Source organism: Paracoccus sp. NIOT.M2S5SZ12 (genome assembly GCF_057748165.1).
The window spans coordinates 1-19,379 of sequence record NZ_JBYLFR010000011.1 but is presented as its reverse complement, the minus strand read 5'-3'; the positions used below and the strand labels follow the sequence as shown (position 1 = coordinate 19,379).

The 19,379-nt window shown below is 70.7% G+C and carries 20 protein-coding genes, 1 tRNA gene and 1 pseudogene; 8 read left to right on the top strand and 14 right to left on the bottom strand.

Going from position 1 to position 19,379, the window contains the following annotated elements:
- Position 1 precedes the first annotated feature (1 nt).
- Both AC2SGK_RS11495 and tsaE read right to left on the bottom strand, forming a co-directional pair.
- A complete protein-coding gene (locus AC2SGK_RS11495; protein WP_488323667.1) occupies positions 2-670 on the bottom strand; it encodes a nucleotidyltransferase family protein in 669 nt (222 codons plus the stop codon).
- Positions 658-2,034, bottom strand: coding sequence for a tRNA (adenosine(37)-N6)-threonylcarbamoyltransferase complex ATPase subunit type 1 TsaE (tsaE, locus tag AC2SGK_RS11490; protein ID WP_488323666.1), 1,377 nt, complete (start codon positions 2,032-2,034; stop codon positions 658-660). The genes AC2SGK_RS11495 and tsaE overlap by 13 nt, the downstream gene beginning before the upstream one ends.
- A 102-nt stretch (positions 2,035-2,136) precedes the next feature.
- Here tsaE and AC2SGK_RS11485 point away from each other — a divergent pair, with 102 nt between their 5' ends.
- Entirely contained in the window at positions 2,137-2,736 is a 600-nt protein-coding gene (locus AC2SGK_RS11485) for an SH3 domain-containing protein (RefSeq protein ID WP_488323665.1), read from the top strand.
- On the opposite strand, the gene dapB is transcribed toward AC2SGK_RS11485, so the two are convergent.
- Entirely contained in the window at positions 2,727-3,566 is an 840-nt protein-coding gene (dapB, locus tag AC2SGK_RS11480) for a 4-hydroxy-tetrahydrodipicolinate reductase (RefSeq protein ID WP_488323664.1), read from the bottom strand. The two genes, AC2SGK_RS11485 and dapB, sit on opposite strands and share 10 nt — an antisense overlap.
- A 72-nt stretch (positions 3,567-3,638) precedes the next feature.
- Between dapB and rbfA the strand changes: the two genes are divergently transcribed.
- The 3 genes from rbfA to truB are packed head-to-tail and all read left to right on the top strand — an operon-like array spanning position 3,639 to position 5,747.
- Positions 3,639-4,052 carry a 30S ribosome-binding factor RbfA gene (gene rbfA / locus AC2SGK_RS11475; protein ID WP_488323663.1) on the top strand — a complete coding sequence of 138 codons (414 nt, stop codon included), beginning with the start codon at positions 3,639-3,641 and terminating at the stop codon, positions 4,050-4,052.
- Positions 4,042-4,800, top strand: coding sequence for a phosphodiester glycosidase family protein (locus tag AC2SGK_RS11470; protein WP_488323662.1), 759 nt, complete (start codon positions 4,042-4,044; stop codon positions 4,798-4,800). The genes rbfA and AC2SGK_RS11470 overlap by 11 nt, the downstream gene beginning before the upstream one ends.
- A 53-nt stretch (positions 4,801-4,853) precedes the next feature.
- Positions 4,854-5,747 carry a tRNA pseudouridine(55) synthase TruB gene (gene truB, locus AC2SGK_RS11465; RefSeq protein WP_488323661.1) on the top strand — a complete coding sequence of 298 codons (894 nt, stop codon included), beginning with the start codon at positions 4,854-4,856 and terminating at the stop codon, positions 5,745-5,747.
- A gap of 51 nt (positions 5,748-5,798) precedes the next feature.
- Here truB and AC2SGK_RS11460 read toward each other — a convergent pair whose 3' ends face one another.
- The 3 genes from AC2SGK_RS11460 to AC2SGK_RS11450 form a co-directional block, all read right to left on the bottom strand.
- Positions 5,799-6,617 (bottom strand): C40 family peptidase, encoded by an 819-nt coding sequence (locus AC2SGK_RS11460; protein ID WP_488323660.1) that lies wholly within the window; start codon positions 6,615-6,617, stop codon positions 5,799-5,801.
- Entirely contained in the window at positions 6,617-7,987 is a 1,371-nt protein-coding gene (locus AC2SGK_RS11455) for a leucyl aminopeptidase family protein (RefSeq protein WP_488323659.1), read from the bottom strand. Before AC2SGK_RS11455 ends, AC2SGK_RS11460 begins: the two co-directional genes overlap by 1 nt.
- A gap of 93 nt (positions 7,988-8,080) precedes the next feature.
- Positions 8,081-8,416, bottom strand: coding sequence for a hypothetical protein (locus AC2SGK_RS11450; protein ID WP_488323658.1), 336 nt, complete (start codon positions 8,414-8,416; stop codon positions 8,081-8,083).
- 182 nt (positions 8,417-8,598) lie between these two features.
- Between AC2SGK_RS11450 and AC2SGK_RS11445 the strand changes: the two genes are divergently transcribed.
- Positions 8,599-9,246: a carbonic anhydrase gene (locus AC2SGK_RS11445; protein WP_488323657.1), complete on the top strand. Its 648-nt coding sequence runs from the start codon at positions 8,599-8,601 to the stop codon at positions 9,244-9,246.
- Between the two features lie 22 nt (positions 9,247-9,268).
- Here AC2SGK_RS11445 and AC2SGK_RS11440 read toward each other — a convergent pair whose 3' ends face one another.
- The 7 genes from AC2SGK_RS11440 to AC2SGK_RS11410 all read right to left on the bottom strand — a co-directional run bounded on the left by AC2SGK_RS11440 (position 9,269) and on the right by AC2SGK_RS11410 (position 16,566).
- Entirely contained in the window at positions 9,269-9,868 is a 600-nt protein-coding gene (locus tag AC2SGK_RS11440; RefSeq protein ID WP_488323656.1) for a DedA family protein, read from the bottom strand.
- Between the two features lie 4 nt (positions 9,869-9,872).
- Positions 9,873-10,895 (bottom strand): aspartate-semialdehyde dehydrogenase, encoded by a 1,023-nt coding sequence (locus AC2SGK_RS11435; protein WP_488323655.1) that lies wholly within the window; start codon positions 10,893-10,895, stop codon positions 9,873-9,875.
- A 189-nt stretch (positions 10,896-11,084) separates the two neighbouring features.
- Positions 11,085-13,046 carry an autotransporter domain-containing protein gene (locus AC2SGK_RS11430; RefSeq protein WP_488323654.1) on the bottom strand — a complete coding sequence of 654 codons (1,962 nt, stop codon included), beginning with the start codon at positions 13,044-13,046 and terminating at the stop codon, positions 11,085-11,087.
- A gap of 80 nt (positions 13,047-13,126) precedes the next feature.
- Positions 13,127-13,744, bottom strand: a complete 618-nt coding sequence (locus AC2SGK_RS11425) for a glycosyltransferase family 29 protein (protein WP_488323653.1) — start codon at positions 13,742-13,744, stop codon at positions 13,127-13,129.
- A complete protein-coding gene (locus AC2SGK_RS11420; RefSeq protein WP_488323652.1) occupies positions 13,741-14,781 on the bottom strand; it encodes a glycosyltransferase family 4 protein in 1,041 nt (346 codons plus the stop codon). The genes AC2SGK_RS11425 and AC2SGK_RS11420 overlap by 4 nt, the downstream gene beginning before the upstream one ends.
- A complete protein-coding gene (locus AC2SGK_RS11415) occupies positions 14,762-15,961 on the bottom strand; it encodes an MFS transporter (RefSeq protein ID WP_488323651.1) in 1,200 nt (399 codons plus the stop codon). Before AC2SGK_RS11415 ends, AC2SGK_RS11420 begins: the two co-directional genes overlap by 20 nt.
- Positions 15,962-16,044: 83 nt before the next feature.
- Positions 16,045-16,566 carry a hypothetical protein gene (locus AC2SGK_RS11410; RefSeq protein WP_488323650.1) on the bottom strand — a complete coding sequence of 174 codons (522 nt, stop codon included), beginning with the start codon at positions 16,564-16,566 and terminating at the stop codon, positions 16,045-16,047.
- Positions 16,567-16,764: 198 nt separating this feature from the next.
- On the opposite strand from AC2SGK_RS11410, the gene leuB reads away from it, so the two are divergent.
- The 3 genes from leuB (at position 16,765) to AC2SGK_RS11395 (ending at position 18,965) form a co-directional block, all read left to right on the top strand.
- A complete protein-coding gene (gene leuB / locus AC2SGK_RS11405; protein WP_488323649.1) occupies positions 16,765-17,886 on the top strand; it encodes a 3-isopropylmalate dehydrogenase in 1,122 nt (373 codons plus the stop codon).
- 6 nt (positions 17,887-17,892) lie between these two features.
- Positions 17,893-18,843, top strand: a complete 951-nt coding sequence (locus AC2SGK_RS11400; protein WP_488323777.1) for a DMT family transporter — start codon at positions 17,893-17,895, stop codon at positions 18,841-18,843.
- Between the two features lie 45 nt (positions 18,844-18,888).
- Positions 18,889-18,965 (top strand) — tRNA-Pro (locus tag AC2SGK_RS11395).
- A 167-nt stretch (positions 18,966-19,132) separates the two neighbouring features.
- Here the strand turns inward: AC2SGK_RS11395 and AC2SGK_RS11390 are convergent.
- Positions 19,133-19,379 (bottom strand): annotated as a pseudogene (locus AC2SGK_RS11390) (integrase core domain-containing protein); the annotation flags it as partial.

Sequence of the window (19,379 nt, the reverse complement as noted above, 5' to 3'; positions counted from 1 at the left end):
CTCAGCCACGCAGCAGCCCCTCGGCCAGGGGAATGGCCGCGGGATAGCCCACGTCGCACCATCCGCCGGGATGGACCATGCCATAGGCGCGCCCGTCCGCGATCATCAGGTCCCACAGCCGGTTCAGCGAAAAGGCCCGCTCCGGAATGTGCGCCAGACGCTCGGTGCGGATCATCTGCGCCCCGCCATAGACGTAATCGCCCCGCCGGATCAGCCGGCCGCCGTCCAGGTCGAAATCGCCCGCCCCCTGCCGCGCGGTCGCCTGCGCCAAGGGCACCAGCGCCAGAAGCGCGTCCATGCGGTCGTCGTCCCAGGCCGAGACCAGCGCCGCCAGCACGTTCGGCCCGGTCCAGACCACGTCCGGGTTCAGCGTCAGGACCGGCCCCGCGCCCAGCAGCGGCAGCGCCTGGCGCAGCCCGCCGCCGGTGTCCAGGATCAGCTCGGGCTCCAGGCTGACGGCCACGTCGCGGTGCTGCAGGTGGCGTTCGATCTGGGCGGCCTTGTAATGCGCGTTCACGACCACCGGCCCGACGCCCGCGGCCAGCGCCATGTCCAGCGCGCGGTCCAGCAGGGTGCGACCCGCGACCTCGATCAGCGGCTTGGGGCGGTCGTCGGTCAGGGGCCGCATCCGCGTGCCGAGGCCCGCGGCAAAGATCATCAGGGGCGGCATCGGGCGATCCTTTCGCGCAGGGCGGCATCGGGGGCGGGCACCTCCGCCAGCATCGCGGTCAGCGGCGCCAGCGCGGGATGGGTCAGGTCGCGCTGCAGGTTCGCCCAGACCCGCGGCATGAAGTCCAAGTAACGCGGCTTGCCGTCGCGGATGGCCAGCCGGGCAAAGACCCCCAGGATGCGCAGCGCCCGCTGCGCGCCGATCAGCGTATAGGCGGCGCGGAAGGGCGCCTCCGCCGCGCCGGTCGTGGCCAGATAGCGGGCGATCTGCGCCTGTTCCATGGCCGGGTCCACGTCGCGGCGCGCATCCTGGAGGGCGGAGACCAGATCATAGGCCGGGTGCGCCGCCACCGCGTCCTGATAGTCCAGCAGGCCCAAGGGGGCGTCGCCGCGCCAGACCAGGTTCTCGGCATGGAAATCGCGCAGGCTGATCGCGGGGGGCAGGTCGCCGCACAGCCGGTCATGCAGCTCCGCGATCAGCGCGGGCAGGCCGGGCAGGTCGGCCCCGGGATAGTATTCGGTGAACAGCGCCGCCAGATCGCCCAGGGCAGGCCCGTCGAGCGACGCCACGAAATCCGGGACGGGCTGGCGGTGCAGGTCGATCAGCAGGTCGGTGATGCGGTCGTGGATCGTCGGGGCCAGGGCCGGGGCGCGTTCCAGCACGCGGGCCACCAGATCGTCGCCCAGATCCTCCAGCAGCAGGAAGCCCTGCGCCGTATCCTGCGCCAGGACGGCGGGCGCGCCGAAGCCGTGGCCGCGCAGCCAGTCGGTCATCGCCAGGAAGGGCGCGACCGATCCCGACGGATCGTCCATCAGCACCCCCACACCAGACAGCCGGAAGTAGCGCCGGGCCGAGGCGTCGCCCGCCAGGGGCACGACCCGCGCCTCGGCCTGTCCCGCCGCCACGACGAAGGCCGCACGGGTGGCCAGGCGGCCCGCATCGGGCAAATCCAGCGTGATCCGCCGCAGGTCGGGGTCCGCATGGGGCGCCAGCGTGATGCGCCAGGCGCCGGGCGGCACCGGGTCCAGCCGGTCGGGCCATTCGATCAGGCAGATGGCCTCCTCCATCGCCTCGTCCAGGCCCAGCTCGGACAGCTCGGACGGGTCGGTCAGGCGATAGAGGTCGGCATGCCAGATCTGCGTGCCCATCGGGTCGTCATAGGTCTGGACCAAGGTGAAGGTCGGGCTGGGCACGTCCTCGGCCAGATCACCCTGGCGGGCGCGGATGAAGGCGCGGGCAAAATGCGTCTTGCCCGCCCCCACCGGCCCCTCCAGCAGGATCGTGGCGGGCGGCGCGACCTGCGCGGCCAGCATCCGCGCCAGCGCGGCGGTCAGGGTCTCATCGGCGGTCACGCATGTGCTCATGACCCGGTTCTAGCGGGTCGGGACGCCGGGGGGAACCGGTCAAGAAACCGTGGGATGCGTCCCCGCGCGCGCCGCGCTAGGCTGACCGAAACAGGAGGCCCCATGATCCGCACCGCCCTTGCCCTGATGCTGTCGGCCACGCCGGCGCTGGCCACGCAGGAATACATCCTGCCCACGCTGTTCGACGTGGCCCGCGTGGCCCCGGGCGACGTGCTGAACATCCGCGCCGATCCGAACGGCAGCGCGCCCGTCATCGGCACGCTGGCCCCCGACGCCGGACGCGTCGAAGTGGTCGAGGAGCGCCGGGGCTGGGGCCGGGTCAACACGGGCGAGGGGTCGGGCTGGGTCTCGATGCGGTTCCTCGACTATCGCACCGATGTCTGGGAGGAGGACGCCCTGCCCGCAGGCTGGCAATGCTTCGGGACCGAGCCCTTCTGGACGGTGATCCCGCAGGGCGATGAACTGGTGACCGCGATGCCCGGTCTGCCGGACGACACGCGCCCGCTGCGCGCGGTGCGGTCCACGGGCGTGTTCCGCGACCCGACCCGCGCCGTGACCGCGCCCGGCATGACCCTGACCAGCACGCCGCAGCTCTGTTCGGACGGCATGTCGGACCGGCTGTTCGGGCTTCAGGCGCTGGTCGTGATCGAGGGCGAGGAGGGGACCACGCTGCTCAGCGGCTGCTGCTCCATTCAGCCCTGAAGGCCCAGCACGTCCAGCATGTCGTATTCGCCGGGCCCCTTGTCCTGGCCCCAGATCGCCGCGCGGATCGCGCCGCGCGCGAAGATCGCGCGGTCGGTCGCCAGGTGGCGCAGGACGATGCGCTCGCCCTCGGCGGCGAAGATCACGTCATGCTCGCCCACCACGTCGCCGCCCCGGATCGCGGCAAAGCCGATGCTGCCGGGCTGGCGCGCGCCGGTGATCCCCTCGCGCGCGGGCACGCGCAGATCGTCCAGCGCCGCGCCACGCCCCTGGGCCGCGGCCTCGCCCAGCATCAGCGCGGTGCCCGAGGGCGCGTCGACCTTGTGGCGGTGGTGGCTCTCGACCACCTCGATGTCCCACTCCGCGCCCAGGGCGGCGGCGACGCGGCGGGTCAGGCCCATCAGCAGGTTGACGCCCAGGCTCATGTTGCCTGCCCGGATGATCGGCGCGTGCCGCGCGGCGGCCTTCAGCGCGGCCAGGTGACGGCCCTCGAACCCGGTCGTGCCGATCACATGGACCGCGCGGGCCTGGGCGGTCAGTTCGGCAAAGGCCACGGTCGCGTCGGGCGCGGTGAAGTCGATCACCGCCTGCGCCTGCGCGATGGCCATCACCGCATCGTCGCTGACCGCGACGCCCGCGGGCGCCCCGCCCATGGCGGTGCCGATGTCCTGCCCGATCCAGGCGTGGCCGGGCCGGTCCAGCGCGCCCACCAGCCGCAGGTCGGGATGGTCCAGGATCAGCCGGATCAGCATCTGCCCCATCCGCCCCGAGGCGCCGGTGACCACGACGCCCGGACGCATCGGCTGGTCGGTGTTCTGAAGATCGCTCATGGTCCACCTCTGCTGGCTTTGGCGCGTGATACAAGGTTGCGGCGCGCCCCGCGACCCCCTACATCGGGGCGCATGGCACAGAACCGCAATTCCCAAGGCCCCAAACAGCGCCAGCTGCGCGTGGGCGAACTGATCCGCCGCACCCTGTCGGACGTGCTTGCGCGCGCCGATGTGCATGACCCGGATCTGAACCGCCACTCGATCACCGTGGCCGAGGTGTCGATGTCCACCGACCTCAAGGTGGCGACGGCCTATGTGCTGCCCCTGGGCGGTCGCGACGCGCCCGAGGCGCTGGCCGCGCTGCGCCGCAACACGCCCGAGCTACGCCATCTGGTCGCCAAGGCCATGACGCTGAAATTCGCGCCCGAGCTGCGGTTCCAGCTGGACGAGACCTTCGACCGCATGGACGACACCCGCCGCCTGTTCGAGGACGAGCGCGTGCGCCGCGACGTAGAGGCGCCGGAGCGGGATGGCGATGACGCCTGACCTGCCGCGCCTGCTGGCGGTGGCCCTGGGCGCGCTGGTGGCGATGGCCCTGCCCGCCGCCGCCGCCGATTGCCGGCGTATCGACCATGACGGGCAGGGCTATGTCCTCTGCGAGGTGCCGGCCGATCAGGAGCCCGCGCTGCGGCTGTTCCAGGACGGCCCGGACGGCGCGCCGCTGCGCAATTTCGCCAATGTGCGCCGGACGCTTGGTCCCGACGAGACGCTGTCCTTTGCCATGAATGCGGGCATGTTCCATGCCGATTACCGGCCCGTCGGCCTGCTGGTCGTGGACGGGGAGGAGCGGTCGCCCATCGTCACCGGGGCCAGCCGCGACAATTTCGGGATGCTGCCCAACGGCGTCTTCTGCACCGGCGGCGAGCGGCCCTTCCAGGTGATCGAATCGCGCGCCTTCGCCGAGACGCGGCCCGAGTGTCGGCTGGCCACGCAATCGGGGCCGATGCTGGTCATCGACGGCGATCTGCATCCGCGGTTCCTGCCCGACAGCGACAGCCGCTATATCCGCAACGGCGTGGGCGTCTCGCCCGACGGGCGGACGGCGTGGTTCGCTATCTCCAGCCGGCCGGTGACGTTCCACGAATTCGGGCGGCTGTTCCGCGACGGCTTGGGCGTGCGCGACGCGCTCTATTTCGACGGCTCGATCTCGCGGCTTTATGCGCCGTCGGTGCGGCGGGCGGATTTCGGGCGCAGCATGGGGCCGATCATCGGCCTGGTCGAGCAGGACGGTTGACCCGTGCGGGCCGCGGGTCTATCCCCCGGCCCTTGGTTTTCGCAGGAGTGAGCATGGCGCGCAAGAAGGGCCGGGACGTCAACGGCTGGCTGATCGTGGACAAGCCCGCCGGGGTCAATTCGACCGCGGTGGTGGCCAAGGTGCGATGGGCTCTGGACGCGAAAAAGGCGGGCCATGCCGGCACGCTGGACCCCGATGCGACCGGCGTGCTGGCCGTCGCCCTGGGCGAGGCCACCAAGACCGTGCCGATCGTGACGGACGCGCTGAAATGCTATGACTTCGTGGTGAATTGGGGGTCCGAGACCACGACCGACGACGCCTCCGGCACGGTGGTGCGCACGTCCGACGCCAGCCCGAGCGAGGATCAGGTCCGCGCCGCCCTGGCCGGGTTCACCGGCGACATCATGCAGGTCCCGCCCGCCTTCTCGGCCGTCAAGGTCGAGGGCGAGCGCGCCTATGACCTGGCCCGCGAGGGGGTCGAGATGGAACTGGTCGCCCGGCCCCTCTGGGTGGACAGCCTGACGCTGCTGGAGGCGGGCGAGGGCTGGGCGCGGCTGGAGATGGTCTGCGGCAAGGGCGGCTATGTGCGTTCGATCGCGCGGGATCTGGGGCGCGCGCTGGGCTGTCTGGGCCATGTCGCGCATCTGCGCCGCACCTGGTCCGGACCCTTCGAGGCCGAGCATGGCGTGGCCTTCGACCGCGTGGACCGCGAGGCGCAGGACTGGCTGGATGGCCAGATCCTGCCGCTGGAGACGGGGCTGGCCGATCTGCCGATGCTGCGTGCCACGACCGAGGGCGCGATCCGCATCCGCAACGGCAATCCCGGCCAGGTGACCGGCAGCGCGGAATGGGGCGAGCTGGTCTGGGTCAGCGACGCCACGGGCCCGGTCTGCATCGGCCGCTATCAGGGCGGGCTGGTGCAGCCCGAGCGAGTGTTCAACCTCTAGGGCGGGATGGGGGCGCTGCCCCCGTCCCTGCGGGACTCCCCCGGGATACTTCTATGAAGAAGAAGGGCGGCGCGCGCCCTGGAACGGGCCTTCGCCCGCCGCGTCGATGCGGGCGATCGCGTCGCGGATGGGTTCAAGCGTGACGTTCATGGTCCAGGCGGTGGCGTGGATCATCAGCTCCGGCGACAGGGCCAGCGCGACATGGCCCGGCCAGAACAGCAGGTCGCCCCGGTCGATGCTGTCGGTCGCGGGGAAGGCGTCGCGCTGAAGGTCGCTGTCGCCGGGGCAGGCGATGCCGCAGGCGGTCAGCGCGACCTGCGCCAGCCCCGAGCAGTCGATGCCCGACCGGCTGTTGCCGCCCCAGAGATAGGGCGTGCCCAGGAGGCTTTCGGCCACCGCGCCGGGATCGGAGGCCGGCCGGTCGCCGATATGCTGGACCGGCACCCAGCCCCCGCCCGCCAGCCGCGCGAAGCGACCCTGGACCGCCGCCACCGACAGGCGCGCGCCCATGGTCAGCAGCGCGGTCTCGGGGCGCTTCATGTCGGGCTCCGCATAGACATGGGTGGCGGGCGCGGTCACGCGATGGGTGACGGGCGGAAGGTCGCGGGTCAGCGCCGCGGCGGGCAGCCAGCCGCAATAGCCGTCCAGCGCGGCCTGCACGAAGGCCATGTCGCCGTGCGTCTCGATCACGGTCAGGTCGGCGCCGAAGATCACCTGCCGGTCGCGGCGGCCGTCGGGCGCGGTCAGCAGGTCGGCCAGCGGCGCGGCAAGGCGCGCGGGCTCTCCGGCCGTGTAGGCGGGGCGGTCCAGGAGGCCGCGCAGGCTCTCAAGCGCGACGCGGTCGGTGGCGGGGGTCAGGCGGCGGTCCATCAGCGCACCAGGATCTGCGGCAGCGCGGCCAGGATGGCGCGGGCGCCCTGCCCCACGCCGCCCTTGGGCCGGCCCGGCGCGGCCACCGGCTGCCAGCCGTAGATGTCCAGATGCGCATAGCGGCCCGCGCCCTGGGCGAACCGGCGCAGGAACAGCGCCGCGGTGATGGACCCGGCCATCCCGCCCGCGGGCGCATTGTCTAGATCGGCGATGCCCGGTTCGATCTGCGGCTCGTAGCCGTCCCAGAAGGGCATGCGCCACAGCGGATCGCCCACCGCCATGCCCGCGTCCTGGATGGCCGTCGCGGTCGCGTCGTCGTCGCAGTAGAGCGGCGGCAGGTCGGGGCCGAGCGCCACCCGCGCAGCCCCGGTCAGCGTGGCCAGGGTGATCATCAGGTCCGGCTCCTCCTCGGCGGCATGGGTCATGGCATCGGCCAGGACCAGGCGGCCCTCGGCGTCGGTGTTGTTCACCTCGACCGACAGGCCCTTGCGGCTGGAGAGGATGTCGCCGGGGCGGAAGGCGTTGCCCGCGACGCTGTTCTCGACCGCGGGGATCAGCACGCGCAGGCGGAGGCCCGCGGCGTCGCCGCTGCGCGCCAGCATCGACAGAAGGCCGAGCGCGGTCGCCGCCCCGCCCATGTCCTTCTTCATCAGCCCCATCGACGCGCCGGGCTTGAGGTTCAGACCGCCCGTGTCGAAGCAGACGCCCTTGCCGACGATGGTCAGCATCGGGCCGCTGTCGCCGAGGCGGATGTCGATCAGCCGCGGCTCGATGGCCGAGGCGCGGCCGACCGCGTGGATCAGCGGAAAGTTCTGCTTCAGGAGCTGCGCGCCGCAGATGACCTCGATCCGCGCGCCCAAGTCGTTGGCCAGGGCGCGGGCGGCGGCCTCCAGCCGGTCGGGGCCCAGATCGCTGGCCGGGGTGTTGATCAGGTCGCGGGTCAGGAACTCGCCCCCGGCGATGGCGCGCAGGCGGGCGGCATCGACCCCCTCCGGGCAGACCAGCCGCGGTCCCTGCGACGGCGCGCCCTTGTAGCGGGTGAAGCGGTACTGACCCAAGAGCCAGCCCAAGGCCAGGCGGGCGGGGTCCAGCCCCTGCGGCAGGGCGGCCAGCCGCCAGTCGCCTTGGGGCAGCGCGTGGGCGCGGGCCAGCGGAAAGCGGTCGCGCGCCGCGTCGGTCCGGCTGCCCAGCCCCATCAGCGCGCCGCGCAGCCCGCCCTCGGCATCGGGCAGCAGGCAGATCTGGCCGGCCTTGCCCGCGAAACCGCAGGCGGCGGGCCAGCCGCCCGCGTCCTCGGGCAGCGGATCGCCCGCCCAGACCAGCCAGAGCGGCAATGCGGCATCCGATGCGGGGGCGAAATCCGGTGTCATGGGCAGATCCTTGGCAGTTGGACCGCCAGCCTAAGGACCGCGCCCGGCGGCCGCAACCGGGGTGATGCACATCGTGCAGAAACCCGCGGGCGGTCAGGCCAGCGCGGTCCGGTCCCAGATCGCGGTCAGCGAGCGGTTGCCGACCCGCATCAGCCGCGAGCGGATCGCGGCCAGCGCGGGCATGTCGCCCCGTTCGGCCGCGCTGCCCAGGTCCATCGCCACGCCCGCCAGCGACAGCAGCCCGATCTGCCAGGCCAGGCGCGAGATGCGTTCGGCATGGGCCACCGCCTGCGCCCGGTCGGCCTGATCCAGCGCCTGATCGACCGCCGCCAGCGCCGTGGCCAGTTGCTCCAGCGCGAGGCCGATCACGTGCTGCGCCGCCGTCTCTCCCAGTTCGGCCACGATCTCGGCCACGCGGCGGCTGTCCACGCGAACCGCCTCTGATACGGCCAAAGCCGATATTTGTGCCATCCGCACCTCCGAAGGGATCTGTCCCCGCACCAGGCGACCATGCGGCGCAAGCGGTGAAGAAAGCCTTGAGGTCGGATCAAGAAAAGGCTCGAATTTGTCCTAAACCCGGCCTATCACGCGGGAACGAAAGCGAGGTTCCGATGCACAACCTGTCTCCGCTGCCGCAATACCTGACCAAGCGGTACCACGGCTGGAAGGCGACGTCCTATTCCGAGAACGCCGCCTGGTTTCGCCGCCTGGCCAACGAGGGCCAGCGCCCGCGTGCCATGGTCATCTCGTGCTGCGACAGCCGCGTGCATGTCACCAGCATCTTCGGCGCCGATTCGGGCGAGTTCTTCATCCATCGCAACATCGCGAACCTGGTGCCGCCCTATGCGCCCGACGGGTTGCAGCACGGCACCTCGGCCGCGGTGGAATATGCGGTGACCGCGCTGAAAGTGTCGCATCTGATCGTGGTGGGCCACACCCGCTGCGGCGGCGTGGCGGGATGCCACGCGATGTGTTCGGGCGCGGCCCCCGAGCTGGAGGAGAAGACCAGCTTCGTCGGCCGCTGGATGGACATCCTGCGCCCGGGCTATGAGCGGGTGAAGGACCTGGACCCGGTCGATCAGGTGGGCGCGCTGGAACGCGAGGCGGTCCTGGTCTCGATCGAGAACCTGCTGACCTTCCCCTTCGTGCGCAGCGCGGTCGAGGCCGGGGAGATGTCGCTGCACGGCCTGCTGCACGACATCAGCGAGGGCACGCTGCTGCAGGCCGAGGATGGCGGCCGCCGGTGGGTGTCGATCTGAGATCGGCCCGCGGCCCTCGCCCTCAGGCGTCGGGCCGCCAGCGGATCACCCGCCACACGTAAAGCGCGACGAAGCCCAGCACGATGGCGGTGGAGATCGGGTCGATCAGGTGGCTGACGGCCTCATAGCCGTTCTCCAGGAGATAGCCTGCTATGGCCAGCCCGCCCGTCCAGATGAAGCTGCCGATGGCGGTGAACAGCAGGAACCGCCCCACCGGCATCTGCGCCAGCCCGGCCGGGACCGAGATCAGCGTGCGGATCGTGGGCAGGAAGCGGCCGAAGAACACCGCCGCCCCGCCGTGACGCTCGAACCAGCCCTCGGCCGAGGTCAGCTCGCCCGGGGTCAGGGTCAGCCAGCGGCCATAGCGGACGACGACGCGGCGCATCCGGGCGGGCCCGTAGGCCAGCCCGATGATGTACCAGAACCACGCCCCCAGGGTCGATCCGACCCCGCCCGCCAGGATGGCCAGCCACAGGGGCGTGCCGCCGCGGGCGGCGTTGAACCCCGCCAGCGGCATGATCAGCTCGGACGGGATCGGCGGGAAGACGTTCTCCAGCAGCATGAGGGCGAAGATGGCCCAGGCCCCGCCGTCCTCAAGCAGCCCCGCGATCCAGTCGAACATCCGCTCAGCCCTTCTTCAGGACGCGGTTGCCCAGCAGCTCGGCGATCTGCACCGCATTCAGCGCCGCGCCCTTGCGCAGGTTGTCGCTGACGCACCACAGGTTCAGGCCGTTCTCGACGGTGCCGTCCTGGCGGATGCGGCTGACATAGGTGGCGTATTCACCCACGCATTCGATCGGCGTGATGTAGCCGCCGGGCTCGCGCTTGTCGACGAGCATGACGCCGGGGGCCTCGCGCAGGATGTCGCGGGCCTCGTCCTCGTCCAGGAAGTCCTCGAACTCGATGTTGATCGATTCCGAATGGCCGACGAAGACCGGGACGCGCACGCAGGTCGCGGTGACCTTGATGGACGGGTCCATGATCTTCTTGGTCTCGACCACCATCTTCCATTCCTCCTTGGTCGTGCCGTCTTCCATGAAGACGTCGATCTGGGGAATCACGTTGAAGGCGATCTGCTTCTGGAACTTCTTGGGTTCCTTCTCCTGACCGGGGACATAGAGGCCCTTGGTCTGGTCCCACAGCTCGTCCATGCCTTCCTTGCCCGCGCCGCTGACCGACTGATAGGTCGAGACGACGACCCGCTTGATGCGGGCGCGGTCATGCAGGGGCTTGAGCGCGACGACCATCTGCGCGGTCGAGCAGTTGGGGTTGGCGATGATGTTCTTCTTGGCATAGCCGTGGATGGCGTCCGGGTTCACCTCGGGCACGATCAGCGGCACGTCCGCGTCGTAGCGATAGAGCGACGAGTTGTCGATCACCACGCAGCCCGCGGCCGCGGCCTTGGGGGCGTGGATCTTGGTGGCGTCCGACCCGATGGCGAACAGCGCGATGTCCCAACCGGTCCAGTCGAACTGCTCGATGTCCTTGATCTTCAAAGTCTTGTCGCCAAAGCTGACCTCGGTGCCCTGGCTGCGGCGCGATGCCAGCACGGCAATCTCGTCCACGGGGAACTGGCGTTCGTCCAGGATATTCAGCATTTCGCGGCCCACATTGCCCGTGGCGCCGGCGACGACGACTTTGTAACCCATTTCGGGGGGACTCCTTTTCCTGCGGTCCGGGGCCTCTAGCGCGAAACCGCGTCCGACGCCAGCATGCGTTGCAGGCCGGCCCCTTGGAACGGCGGGGCTGCGGCGGGGCGGTCACAGGCCGCAGGGCCCGGCGGAACCGCCCCGCCGCGGAGAAGCGCGCCCGATGGGCCGGGCGCGCGGAGGCATGCCTCAGAAGCGCAGGCACAGACCCGCGCCAAGCGTCGCCTGAGAGCCCGCGTCATGGCCGATGCGGCTGTCCAGCGTCACCCAGGCATCGGCCTGCTCCGACAGCGCCGTGCTGGCCGAGACGCCCACGCGGACGAAGTTGCGGTCCTGCCCGTCCAGCGTCACCTGCCGGTCGGTGCCCGTCCCGTCGGTCACGCGGATGCGCGAGGGGGCGCCTTCGGCCAGGTCATGGACCAGCGCGCCCTGCGCCGACAGCGACACGCTGCGCCCGGCCACGGCCAGGTCGGTGCCGACGCGGCCGCCCAGCTGGACCTCCAGGCTCTCGATGGCCTGCCCGGCATAGGTCACCGCGCGGCGGTCGCCCGACCCTTCGGAGAAGCCGCCGATCCGCGTGCGGCTGTAATCCAGCCCCACGACCGGGCCATAGGTCACGCCGGTGGCCGTGGCAAAGTCACGCCCGGCCTGCACCCGCGCGCCCAGGGTATAGGCGTTCGTGGACCAGTCGAAGTCGCGTTCGACGATGGTCGCGCCCAGGCCCGAGCGCAGCACGAAGTCGCGCGTGCCCTCCAGGTCGGACTTGCCCCAGCTGACCGCGCCCACGACCCAATCGTCGTTCAGGCTGTAGGCAGCATCCAGCGACAGCTGCAGCCCGGTGGATTCCAGATCGTCGCCGCTGCGCAGGTCGTCGCCGGTGCGCGCATAGGCCAGATGGCCGCCGAGCGACAGGCCCGGCGCCGCCTGATAGGCCGCCCCGGCCCGTGCCATCAGCGCCGCCCCGCCGTCCCGGCCGAAGGTCGTGCTGCTGTCCGGCGTGGCCAGGGTCTGCACCGCGACCGACGGGGTGATCTGCCCGATGGGCGCGTCCGCGGCCAGCCTGTCGCGGGTCGCGCGCAGCGACAGCGCGGCCAGGTCGGCCTGCTGACGTGTGGCCAGGTCGGCGATCTGCGCCGCCGACAGGGCCGCGTCCTGCGACGAGGCGATCAGGTCGGCGCCGGTCTCCTCGACCAGCAGGCGGGTCAGGATGCGGGCATAGTCGCGCATGCGCTGCTCGAACCGCTCAGGCCCCAGGGCCGCCAGCAGGAAGTCCCAGTTGTCCTCGACCGGATCGTGCCAGGTCGCGCCGCCGGGGATCAGCGGATTGTCGGTCTGGGTATAGCCGTCCAGGGCACCCAGCTCCCAGTTGGTCGCCTCCAGCCACAGGATCGGGATGCCGTAGCCTTCGAACGCGCCCGCGTCCGAACAGCAGCCGGTGTTGATCGGATAGTCCGGGTTGCGACCCGGATTGCTGCGCAGGTCGATGCCCAGATCGCGCGCGATGTCATGCGCGCGGGTCCACAGCGACAGAAGCGCCGGGTCCTGCAGATATTCGGTCCCGGCATGGGCATACATGAAGTCGCCGGTGATCAGGCTGTCGATGTTGATCATGCCCGCCATGTCGTCGCGGCGATCGCCCAGGGTCTCGACGTAATAATAGGCCCCCTGCAGGCCGACCTCCTCGGCGCCGAAGGCCACGAATTCCAGCCCCATGTCGGTCTCCAGCCCCGCCATATGGGCCGCCAGCTCGGTCAGCACCCCCGCGCCGGATGCGTTGTCGTCCACGCCCTGCAGGTCGGGGAAGTCGCCCGCGCTGTCGAAATGCGCGCCCACGACCAGGAAGCGGCCATCCGCGCCCGGCATCGACACGACCAGGTTCTGCGACGGACCCAGGGTCGCGCCCGTGCGGCGGTTGATGGCGGTGAAGTCCTGCCGCGTGACCGTGTTGCCGCCGAAGGACAGCCGCCCGCGCATGTATTCCACCGCGCTGAAGAAGGTCGTGCCGCTGTCCGGCGCGCCGGTGAAGCGGCCCGGATAATCCAGCGCCAAGCTGCGCATGGTGTCATAACCATAGGCGCCGAAATCCTGCGCCAGCGCCGGGGTGGCGCAGATCAGCGCCGTTGAGGCCAAGGCGGCCTTGAGGGTGGTCATGGGTTTCTCCCTGTCTGCTTGGTGCCCCGTTCCGGGGAAGCCGCCACCCTTGCACAGCGCGCAGGCCGCGCAAGGGTGCTCTAGCGGATCAGCATCAGACGGTGGTCGCGCTGCAACAGATCGGCGACCCATGCCGCCTCGGCTGCGAAATCATGCGGCACATCGGCGGCCGCGCGCCGCCCAGACAGCGACAGGCTGGCGAAGAAGTCGAAGCCGTAGAGGCTCAGGCCGGCCAGGTCGCTGCGCAGGAGCAGGTCGATCATCATGGCCCCCGTGGTGGGCGGCGCGCCCAGCCTACCCGCCAGCGTCTCGATATCGGCCAGCGGATGCAGGTAGAAGCCGGGGCCGGACGCGCTGTCCCAGTCCAGCCGCTTGCGCTTGGGCGACATCCACAGGATGCGGCCGGGCTTCAGCCGCGCCCTGTCGGCATCCGGCAGGCGCGTGGCCAGCGCCAGCCAGTCGGTGCGCGTGCCGTGGCTGGCCGCGCCGGGCATCGGCGCGCGGTTGATGCGGATGACGCAGTCGGCGGCGTCGATCTGTGGCCCATGCCCCTGCGCAGCCAGCGCGCGGGCATTGCCGATCAGCGCGACCTGCTGGCCCCTGAGGTCCGACAGCAGCGCCGCCTGCGGCACCGACAGCGCGGCCAGCGGCCCCTCGCGGCGCATCAGCCGGGCGGCGGTGAAGGCCAGCCGGTTCACAGAAGCGACCGATAGACGGCGGTGATGGCCTGGGCCTCGCCCGCGATGGCGTGGTTCGCGGCGACATGGGCGCGGGCGGCCTGTCCGGCGGCGGCACGCCCCGCATCGTCGTCCAGCCAGCGCGCCAGCGCGGCGGTCAGGGCGGGCGCGTCGTCCTTGGGGACCAGGCTGCCGGTCTCTCCGTCGCGGATCAGTGCCTCATAGGCGCCGACGCGGGCGGCGACGGTGGGGACGGCGCAGGCCGCGGCCTCCAGCGGCGTCAGGCCGAACCCCTCCCACCGGGCGGGGGCGGCGAAGAGGTCCAGCGCCTGGTAATGCGCGACGACCTGCTCCCAAGGCAGCTCTCCCAGAAAGCGGATGCGGTTCTCCAGCCCGGCGGCGCGGATGCGCGCCTGAAGGTCGTCGGCAAAGGCGCGGTTGTCGGGGGTGATGCGGCCGGTGAAGATGATCTGCGCCCGCGGGCGGGTGGGCAGCAGCTCCAGCCCCGCCTGGACCAGCAGATCGACCCCCTTCTGCGCGCGAACGCGCCCGAAGCAGCCGATCAGCACCGCATCCGGGTCCAGACCCAGGCGCGCGCGCAGGGCGGCGCGGTCGGGGGCGGGGTGGAACACGTCCGTGTCCACGCCATGCAGGATGACGGTCGCGGGACGTTCCAGATAGCTGGCGGCCTGGGGCGAGGTCGCGATCAGCGCATCCTGCTGCCGGATCAGCCAGCGGGTGAAGCCGGTATGCCTGCGCTGCGCGGCCGAGGTGAACAGCAGCCGGTATCTCCGGCGCAGGATGCGGCGCAGGATCAGGCCCAGGGCCATTTCCGTGTTGCGGCGCGCGTGCCAGACCCGCCAGCGGTCGCGGGGCAGGGTGGCCGCGCGCCACAGCGGGATGTGCGGCACGTCCGCGGGCAGGCCGGGGCCGGTCGCGCGGATGTCGATCATGCGCGCCTGGACCGGGATCAGCCGCACCACCGTCGCCGTGACGCCCGACAGGCGGCGTTTCAGGTTCGGTGCGACGATCAGCGGGTCACTTTGGGTCGGGGGCATGGGCGGCGGCCTCGGGCGTCAGGAAATACAGCAGGAACCCGATCGTCATCGGGATTAGGAAGAACAGCCACAGCATAGCGAAGGCCTGCGCGGGGGGATAGGCGCCCTGCGCTGCGGCATAGACCGGGCGCGAGGCGAACTGCATCACCCCCACGCCGCCGATCGACATCATGTTGAGGAATGTCATGCCGCGCCCCACCAGATGCGGGGGCAGGAACGACCGCCCATGCGCCATCAGCAGCGGATAGGCCGACCCGAAGAAGCCCAGGACCACCAGCAGCGCCGTGACCGCGGCCAGCGGCAGGGCCGGGGCCAGCCACATGGCCGAGAGCGTCACGATCATCACCGCCGAGAAGATCATCGTGGCGCGGCGCGCGCTGCCCGCCAGCCGCGCGGCGGGGCCCACGGCAAAGCTGCCCGCAACCATGGCCAGACCCATGGCCAGCGTCACCCGCCCGATCTGGGCCGCATCGGCGCCATGCACCTGCTCCAGCCAGGGGGCCGCCCAGAGGCCGCGGATCGCCGCCGTCACGGCATAGTTGACCGCGAACAGCGGCAGGATGAACCAAAGCGCGCGCAGGCGCAGGATCTGCCCGATCGAGCCCTGCGGATGCCCCGCCCCCAGCCGCGCCGGGTCGCGCACCGCGCCCAGCACCAGCGCCGCCACCATCAGCGTCACCACCGCCAGCCCCCAGAGCGTCTGGCGCCAGCCCGCGGCCTCGATCACCCAGACCAGCGGCGATGCGCCCAGGATGTTGCCCAGAGAGCCGAAGCCCACCAGCACCCCGGCCAGCATCCCGAAGGCCGCCGGCGGATATTCCCGCGCAAAGATGTAATAGGGCCCCATCAGCGCCGGAGAGCAGCCGATGCCCAGCGCGGTCATCGCCAGATGCAGGTGCCAGGGCGCCTCTGCCAGCGCAAAGATCACCGCCCCCCCGGCACCGCCCAGCGCCATCAGCCAGGCCACCGTCCGGCGCGGCCCGAAGCGGTCCAGCGCCGCGCCCACCGGCAGCTGCATCGCGGCAAAGGCGATGAACCACAGCCCCGACGACAGGGCCAGATCGCCGGGCGTCGCGCCCAGCTGGTCCTGCAGCGCGGGCGATAGCACGGCCAGAAAGGCCCGATAGAATTGCGACAGCATATAGGCCAGCACCAGGCTGACCAATCCGGCCTTGATCATGGACACATCCCTCCGTTCCCCGGCGCCACGCTGGGCCAAGGCGCGGAAAGCTGCAAGATGTGCAATCAGGTCGGCGGATGCGCCTATTCGGCGGGTGCAGCCGCGTCGGGCTGGGCGTCCGGGGTGGCCGGGTCCTGCGGTGCGGCGGGCTCCGGGGTCGCGGGTTCGGGCGTCACGGGCTGCGCGCTGCCGCCCCGCTCCTCCAGTTCGGTGATCAGGACGGCCACGTCGGGGCCCAGCCGGTCGCAGGCATCGGATTCCGAGAAGGCCGCGAATTCGGGTCGCACATAGTCGCGGTCGAAGGTCACCGCATCGACGCCCAGGACCTTCATCACCGCATCCGTGCTGCCGGTTAGCAGCTGCCATTCGGGGTCGCTGACGTCATAGGCGGGGCATTCCGCCGTCACCAGCCCGGCCCGGGCCAGACGCCGGGCCAGCTCCTGCGCCTGACCATCGTCCAGGCCCGACAGGTCGGGCAGCGGCACCACGAGGCGGTCGCCGGGAACGCCGTCAGGCCCCTGCGCCGCAGCCGGGCCGATCAGGGCCAGCGTGCCCATGGCCGCGACCAGCAGGGGGGCGGCGATCCGGGGGGTCCAAGTCGTCATGGGTCGATCCTTTGCTTCCGCATCAGGCGCGCAGGGTCGGCGCAAGGCGCGGCGGGTGCAAGGCAAACTGTCGTGAGCGCCCCGTGCGGGATCGGGGCCGCATCGGCGGCGCGGCCAATCTTGACCCCGCGGCAGGGGGGGTCTAACCCGGTCCGGCAGCCCGCGCGCCCTGTCTGCGGGCCTCTGACTGGAGGGATCATGTCCGACGCCTATTCGCTTCTCATCCTGCCCGGAGACGGGATCGGTCCCGAGGTCATGGCCGAGGTGGTCAAGGTGATCGACTGGTTCCGCGCCAACCGCGGCATGGCCTTCGACGTGCGTCACGGGCTGGTGGGCGGGGCGTCCTACGACGCGCATGGCACCCCCCTGACGGATGCCACCATGGCCGAGGCGCAGGCGGTGGACGCGGTCCTGCTGGGCGCGGTGGGCGGCCCGAAATACGACGTGCTGGACTTCAGCGTCAAACCCGAACGCGGCCTGCTGCGCCTGCGCAAGGAGATGGACCTGTTCGCCAACCTGCGCCCGGCGCAGTGCTTTGACGCGCTGGCCGACTTCTCCTCGCTCAAGCGCGAGGTGGTGGCGGGGCTCGACATCCTGATCGTGCGCGAGCTGACCTCGGGCGTCTATTTCGGAGAGCCGCGCGGCATCCATTCCGACGACAACAATCCCGCCAACGAGGGCGGCCGCGTCGGCATCAACACCCAGCGCTACACCAGCGGAGAGATCCGCCGCGTCGCCCGGTCGGCCTTCGAGCTGGCCCGCGCCCGCGGCAACAAGGTCTGTTCGATGGAAAAGGCCAACGTCATGGAATCGGGCATCCTGTGGCGCGAGGAGGTCCAGTGGGTGCATGACAACGAATACCCCGACGTGGAGCTGTCGCACATGTATGCCGACAACGGCGCGATGCAGCTGGTGCGTGCGCCGCGCCAGTTCGACGTGATTGTCACGGACAACCTGTTCGGCGACATCCTGTCGGATGCGGCGGCGATGCTGACCGGGTCCCTGGGCATGCTGCCCTCCGCCTCGCTCGGCGCGGCGACGGCCGGCGGGCGGCCCAAGGCGCTGTATGAGCCCGTCCACGGATCGGCCCCCGACATCGCCGGTCAAGGCAAGGCCAACCCGATCGCCTGCATCCTCAGCTTTGCGATGGCGCTGCGCTACTCCTTCGGCGAAGGCGCGGCGGCCGATCAGCTGGAGGCCGCGGTGGAACGCGTGCTGGCCCAAGGCGTCCGCACCGCCGACCTGATGGGCCCCGAGGGCGGCACCCCGGTCAGCACCGCGCAGATGGGCGACGCCATCGTCGCCGCGCTGGAGGCCTGATTGGCGCTGACGGGCAATGTCAGGGGCGCGTTGCTGCAACTGGCGGCGATGGGCCTCTATGCGACGCATGACGTGGTGATCAAATCCCTGGGCGCCACCTATCCGGCACTGCAGATCCTGTTCTTCGCCTCGCTCCTGTCATTCCCGCTGGTCAGCATCGTGCTGATGCGCGACCCCCATCCCGGCACGCTGCGCCCGGTCAATCCGGGCTGGGTGGCGCTGCGCACCGTCTGCGCGGTCATCGCGGGGGCGGCGGGGTTCTTCGCGTTCTCGACCCTGCCCCTGGCGCAGGTCTATGCGATCCTGTTCACGACGCCGCTGCTGATCACCATCCTGTCAATCCCGCTTCTGGGGGAACGCGTGGGATGGCACCGGTGGGCGGCGGTGGTGGTGGGCCTGTCGGGCGTGCTGATCGTGCTGCGCCCCGGCGGGCAGGACCTGCAGCTGGGGCATGCCGCGGCCATGGCGGGCGCGGTCGCCAGCGCGGTCGCCGCGGTCATCATCCGCCGTCTCGGTCGAGCCGAGCGGCCGATGGTGCTGCTGATGTGGCCGATGCTGGGCAACTTCTTCGCGACGGGTGCGGCGCTGTCGATCAGCTATCAGCCCATGGAGCTTCAGCATCTGGCGATGACCGGGATCATCGCGGCCTTGGGCCTGGCGGGCGGGTTCCTGGTGATCCTGGCCTATCGCGCCGGAGAGGCCGCCATCGTGGCACCGATGCAGTACTCGCAGATCCTCTGGGCCACCGCCTATGGCTGGTTCCTGTTCGGAGAGGGCGTGGACCCCGCGACCCTTCTGGGTGCGGGCGTGATCATCGCCTCCGGCATCTACATCGTCTGGCGCGAGAGCCGCGGCGTCAGCGCGAACCGCCCCGCGACCACGGCGCGCCTGCGCCCCGAGACGGTGACCGCGCCGAAATCCACGATCCTGCAAAGATTGTGGCCGCCGCGCGCCTGAGGGCTTGCATTCGCGCGACGCCCGCGTTAACTGCCCGCCTACGGTCGGAGCGTAGCGCAGCCTGGTAGCGCACCTGCTTCGGGAGCAGGGGGTCGGAGGTTCGAATCCTCTCGCTCCGACCATTTTTTCCCGATGTGTGGATTGCCACTGAAATCTTCCTTAAGTGGCCACAATTCTTCCTTTGCGGCAGCAAGACTGACGTAAGACGCGAAGAGTTTTCTCTCGCGCCTCCAACCTAAGTTTTTATCTGGGAAAGCCGTCTGCTAATGTCGCCGCACCAATGATGGGGCTATGGACTTGCCCGGTTTTTGTGGAGAGCGTTTAGCTCCCTTGCTTGGTCTTTCGCTCGAAGGCGATGGGGCTCTTGAAGCCGAGCGATGAATGCCGCCTGACGGGGTTATAGAACCCGTCGATGTATCTGGCGATGGCGATTTCGGCCTGCTGGCGGGATTGCCATGCGACCGGCCAGATCAGCTCCGACTTGATGGTCTTGAAGAATGTCTCGACCATCGAGTTGTCGTAGCAGTTTCCGCGCC

What these genes read in the sequence shown, in the direction of transcription:
- AC2SGK_RS11430 (WP_488323654.1), bottom strand. Translation starts at nt 13,046, where the DNA reads ATGACCACCCTCAAGGCCGCCTTGGCCTCAACGGCGCTGATCTGCGCC.
- dapB (WP_488323664.1), bottom strand. Translation starts at nt 3,566, where the DNA reads ATGAGCGATCTTCAGAACACCGACCAGCCGATGCGTCCGGGCGTCGTG.
- AC2SGK_RS11415 (WP_488323651.1), bottom strand. Translation starts at nt 15,961, where the DNA reads ATGATCAAGGCCGGATTGGTCAGCCTGGTGCTGGCCTATATGCTGTCG.
- AC2SGK_RS11420 (WP_488323652.1), bottom strand. Translation starts at nt 14,781, where the DNA reads ATGCCCCCGACCCAAAGTGACCCGCTGATCGTCGCACCGAACCTGAAA.
- rbfA (WP_488323663.1), top strand. Translation starts at nt 3,639, where the DNA reads ATGGCACAGAACCGCAATTCCCAAGGCCCCAAACAGCGCCAGCTGCGC.
- AC2SGK_RS11495 (WP_488323667.1), bottom strand. Translation starts at nt 670, where the DNA reads ATGCCGCCCCTGATGATCTTTGCCGCGGGCCTCGGCACGCGGATGCGG.
- tsaE (WP_488323666.1), bottom strand. Translation starts at nt 2,034, where the DNA reads ATGAGCACATGCGTGACCGCCGATGAGACCCTGACCGCCGCGCTGGCG.
- AC2SGK_RS11485 (WP_488323665.1), top strand. Translation starts at nt 2,137, where the DNA reads ATGATCCGCACCGCCCTTGCCCTGATGCTGTCGGCCACGCCGGCGCTG.
- AC2SGK_RS11435 (WP_488323655.1), bottom strand. Translation starts at nt 10,895, where the DNA reads ATGGGTTACAAAGTCGTCGTCGCCGGCGCCACGGGCAATGTGGGCCGC.
- leuB (WP_488323649.1), top strand. Translation starts at nt 16,765, where the DNA reads ATGTCCGACGCCTATTCGCTTCTCATCCTGCCCGGAGACGGGATCGGT.
- AC2SGK_RS11410 (WP_488323650.1), bottom strand. Translation starts at nt 16,566, where the DNA reads ATGACGACTTGGACCCCCCGGATCGCCGCCCCCCTGCTGGTCGCGGCC.
- AC2SGK_RS11440 (WP_488323656.1), bottom strand. Translation starts at nt 9,868, where the DNA reads ATGTTCGACTGGATCGCGGGGCTGCTTGAGGACGGCGGGGCCTGGGCC.
- AC2SGK_RS11470 (WP_488323662.1), top strand. Translation starts at nt 4,042, where the DNA reads ATGACGCCTGACCTGCCGCGCCTGCTGGCGGTGGCCCTGGGCGCGCTG.
- AC2SGK_RS11460 (WP_488323660.1), bottom strand. Translation starts at nt 6,617, where the DNA reads ATGGACCGCCGCCTGACCCCCGCCACCGACCGCGTCGCGCTTGAGAGC.
- AC2SGK_RS11455 (WP_488323659.1), bottom strand. Translation starts at nt 7,987, where the DNA reads ATGACACCGGATTTCGCCCCCGCATCGGATGCCGCATTGCCGCTCTGG.
- AC2SGK_RS11445 (WP_488323657.1), top strand. Translation starts at nt 8,599, where the DNA reads ATGCACAACCTGTCTCCGCTGCCGCAATACCTGACCAAGCGGTACCAC.
- truB (WP_488323661.1), top strand. Translation starts at nt 4,854, where the DNA reads ATGGCGCGCAAGAAGGGCCGGGACGTCAACGGCTGGCTGATCGTGGAC.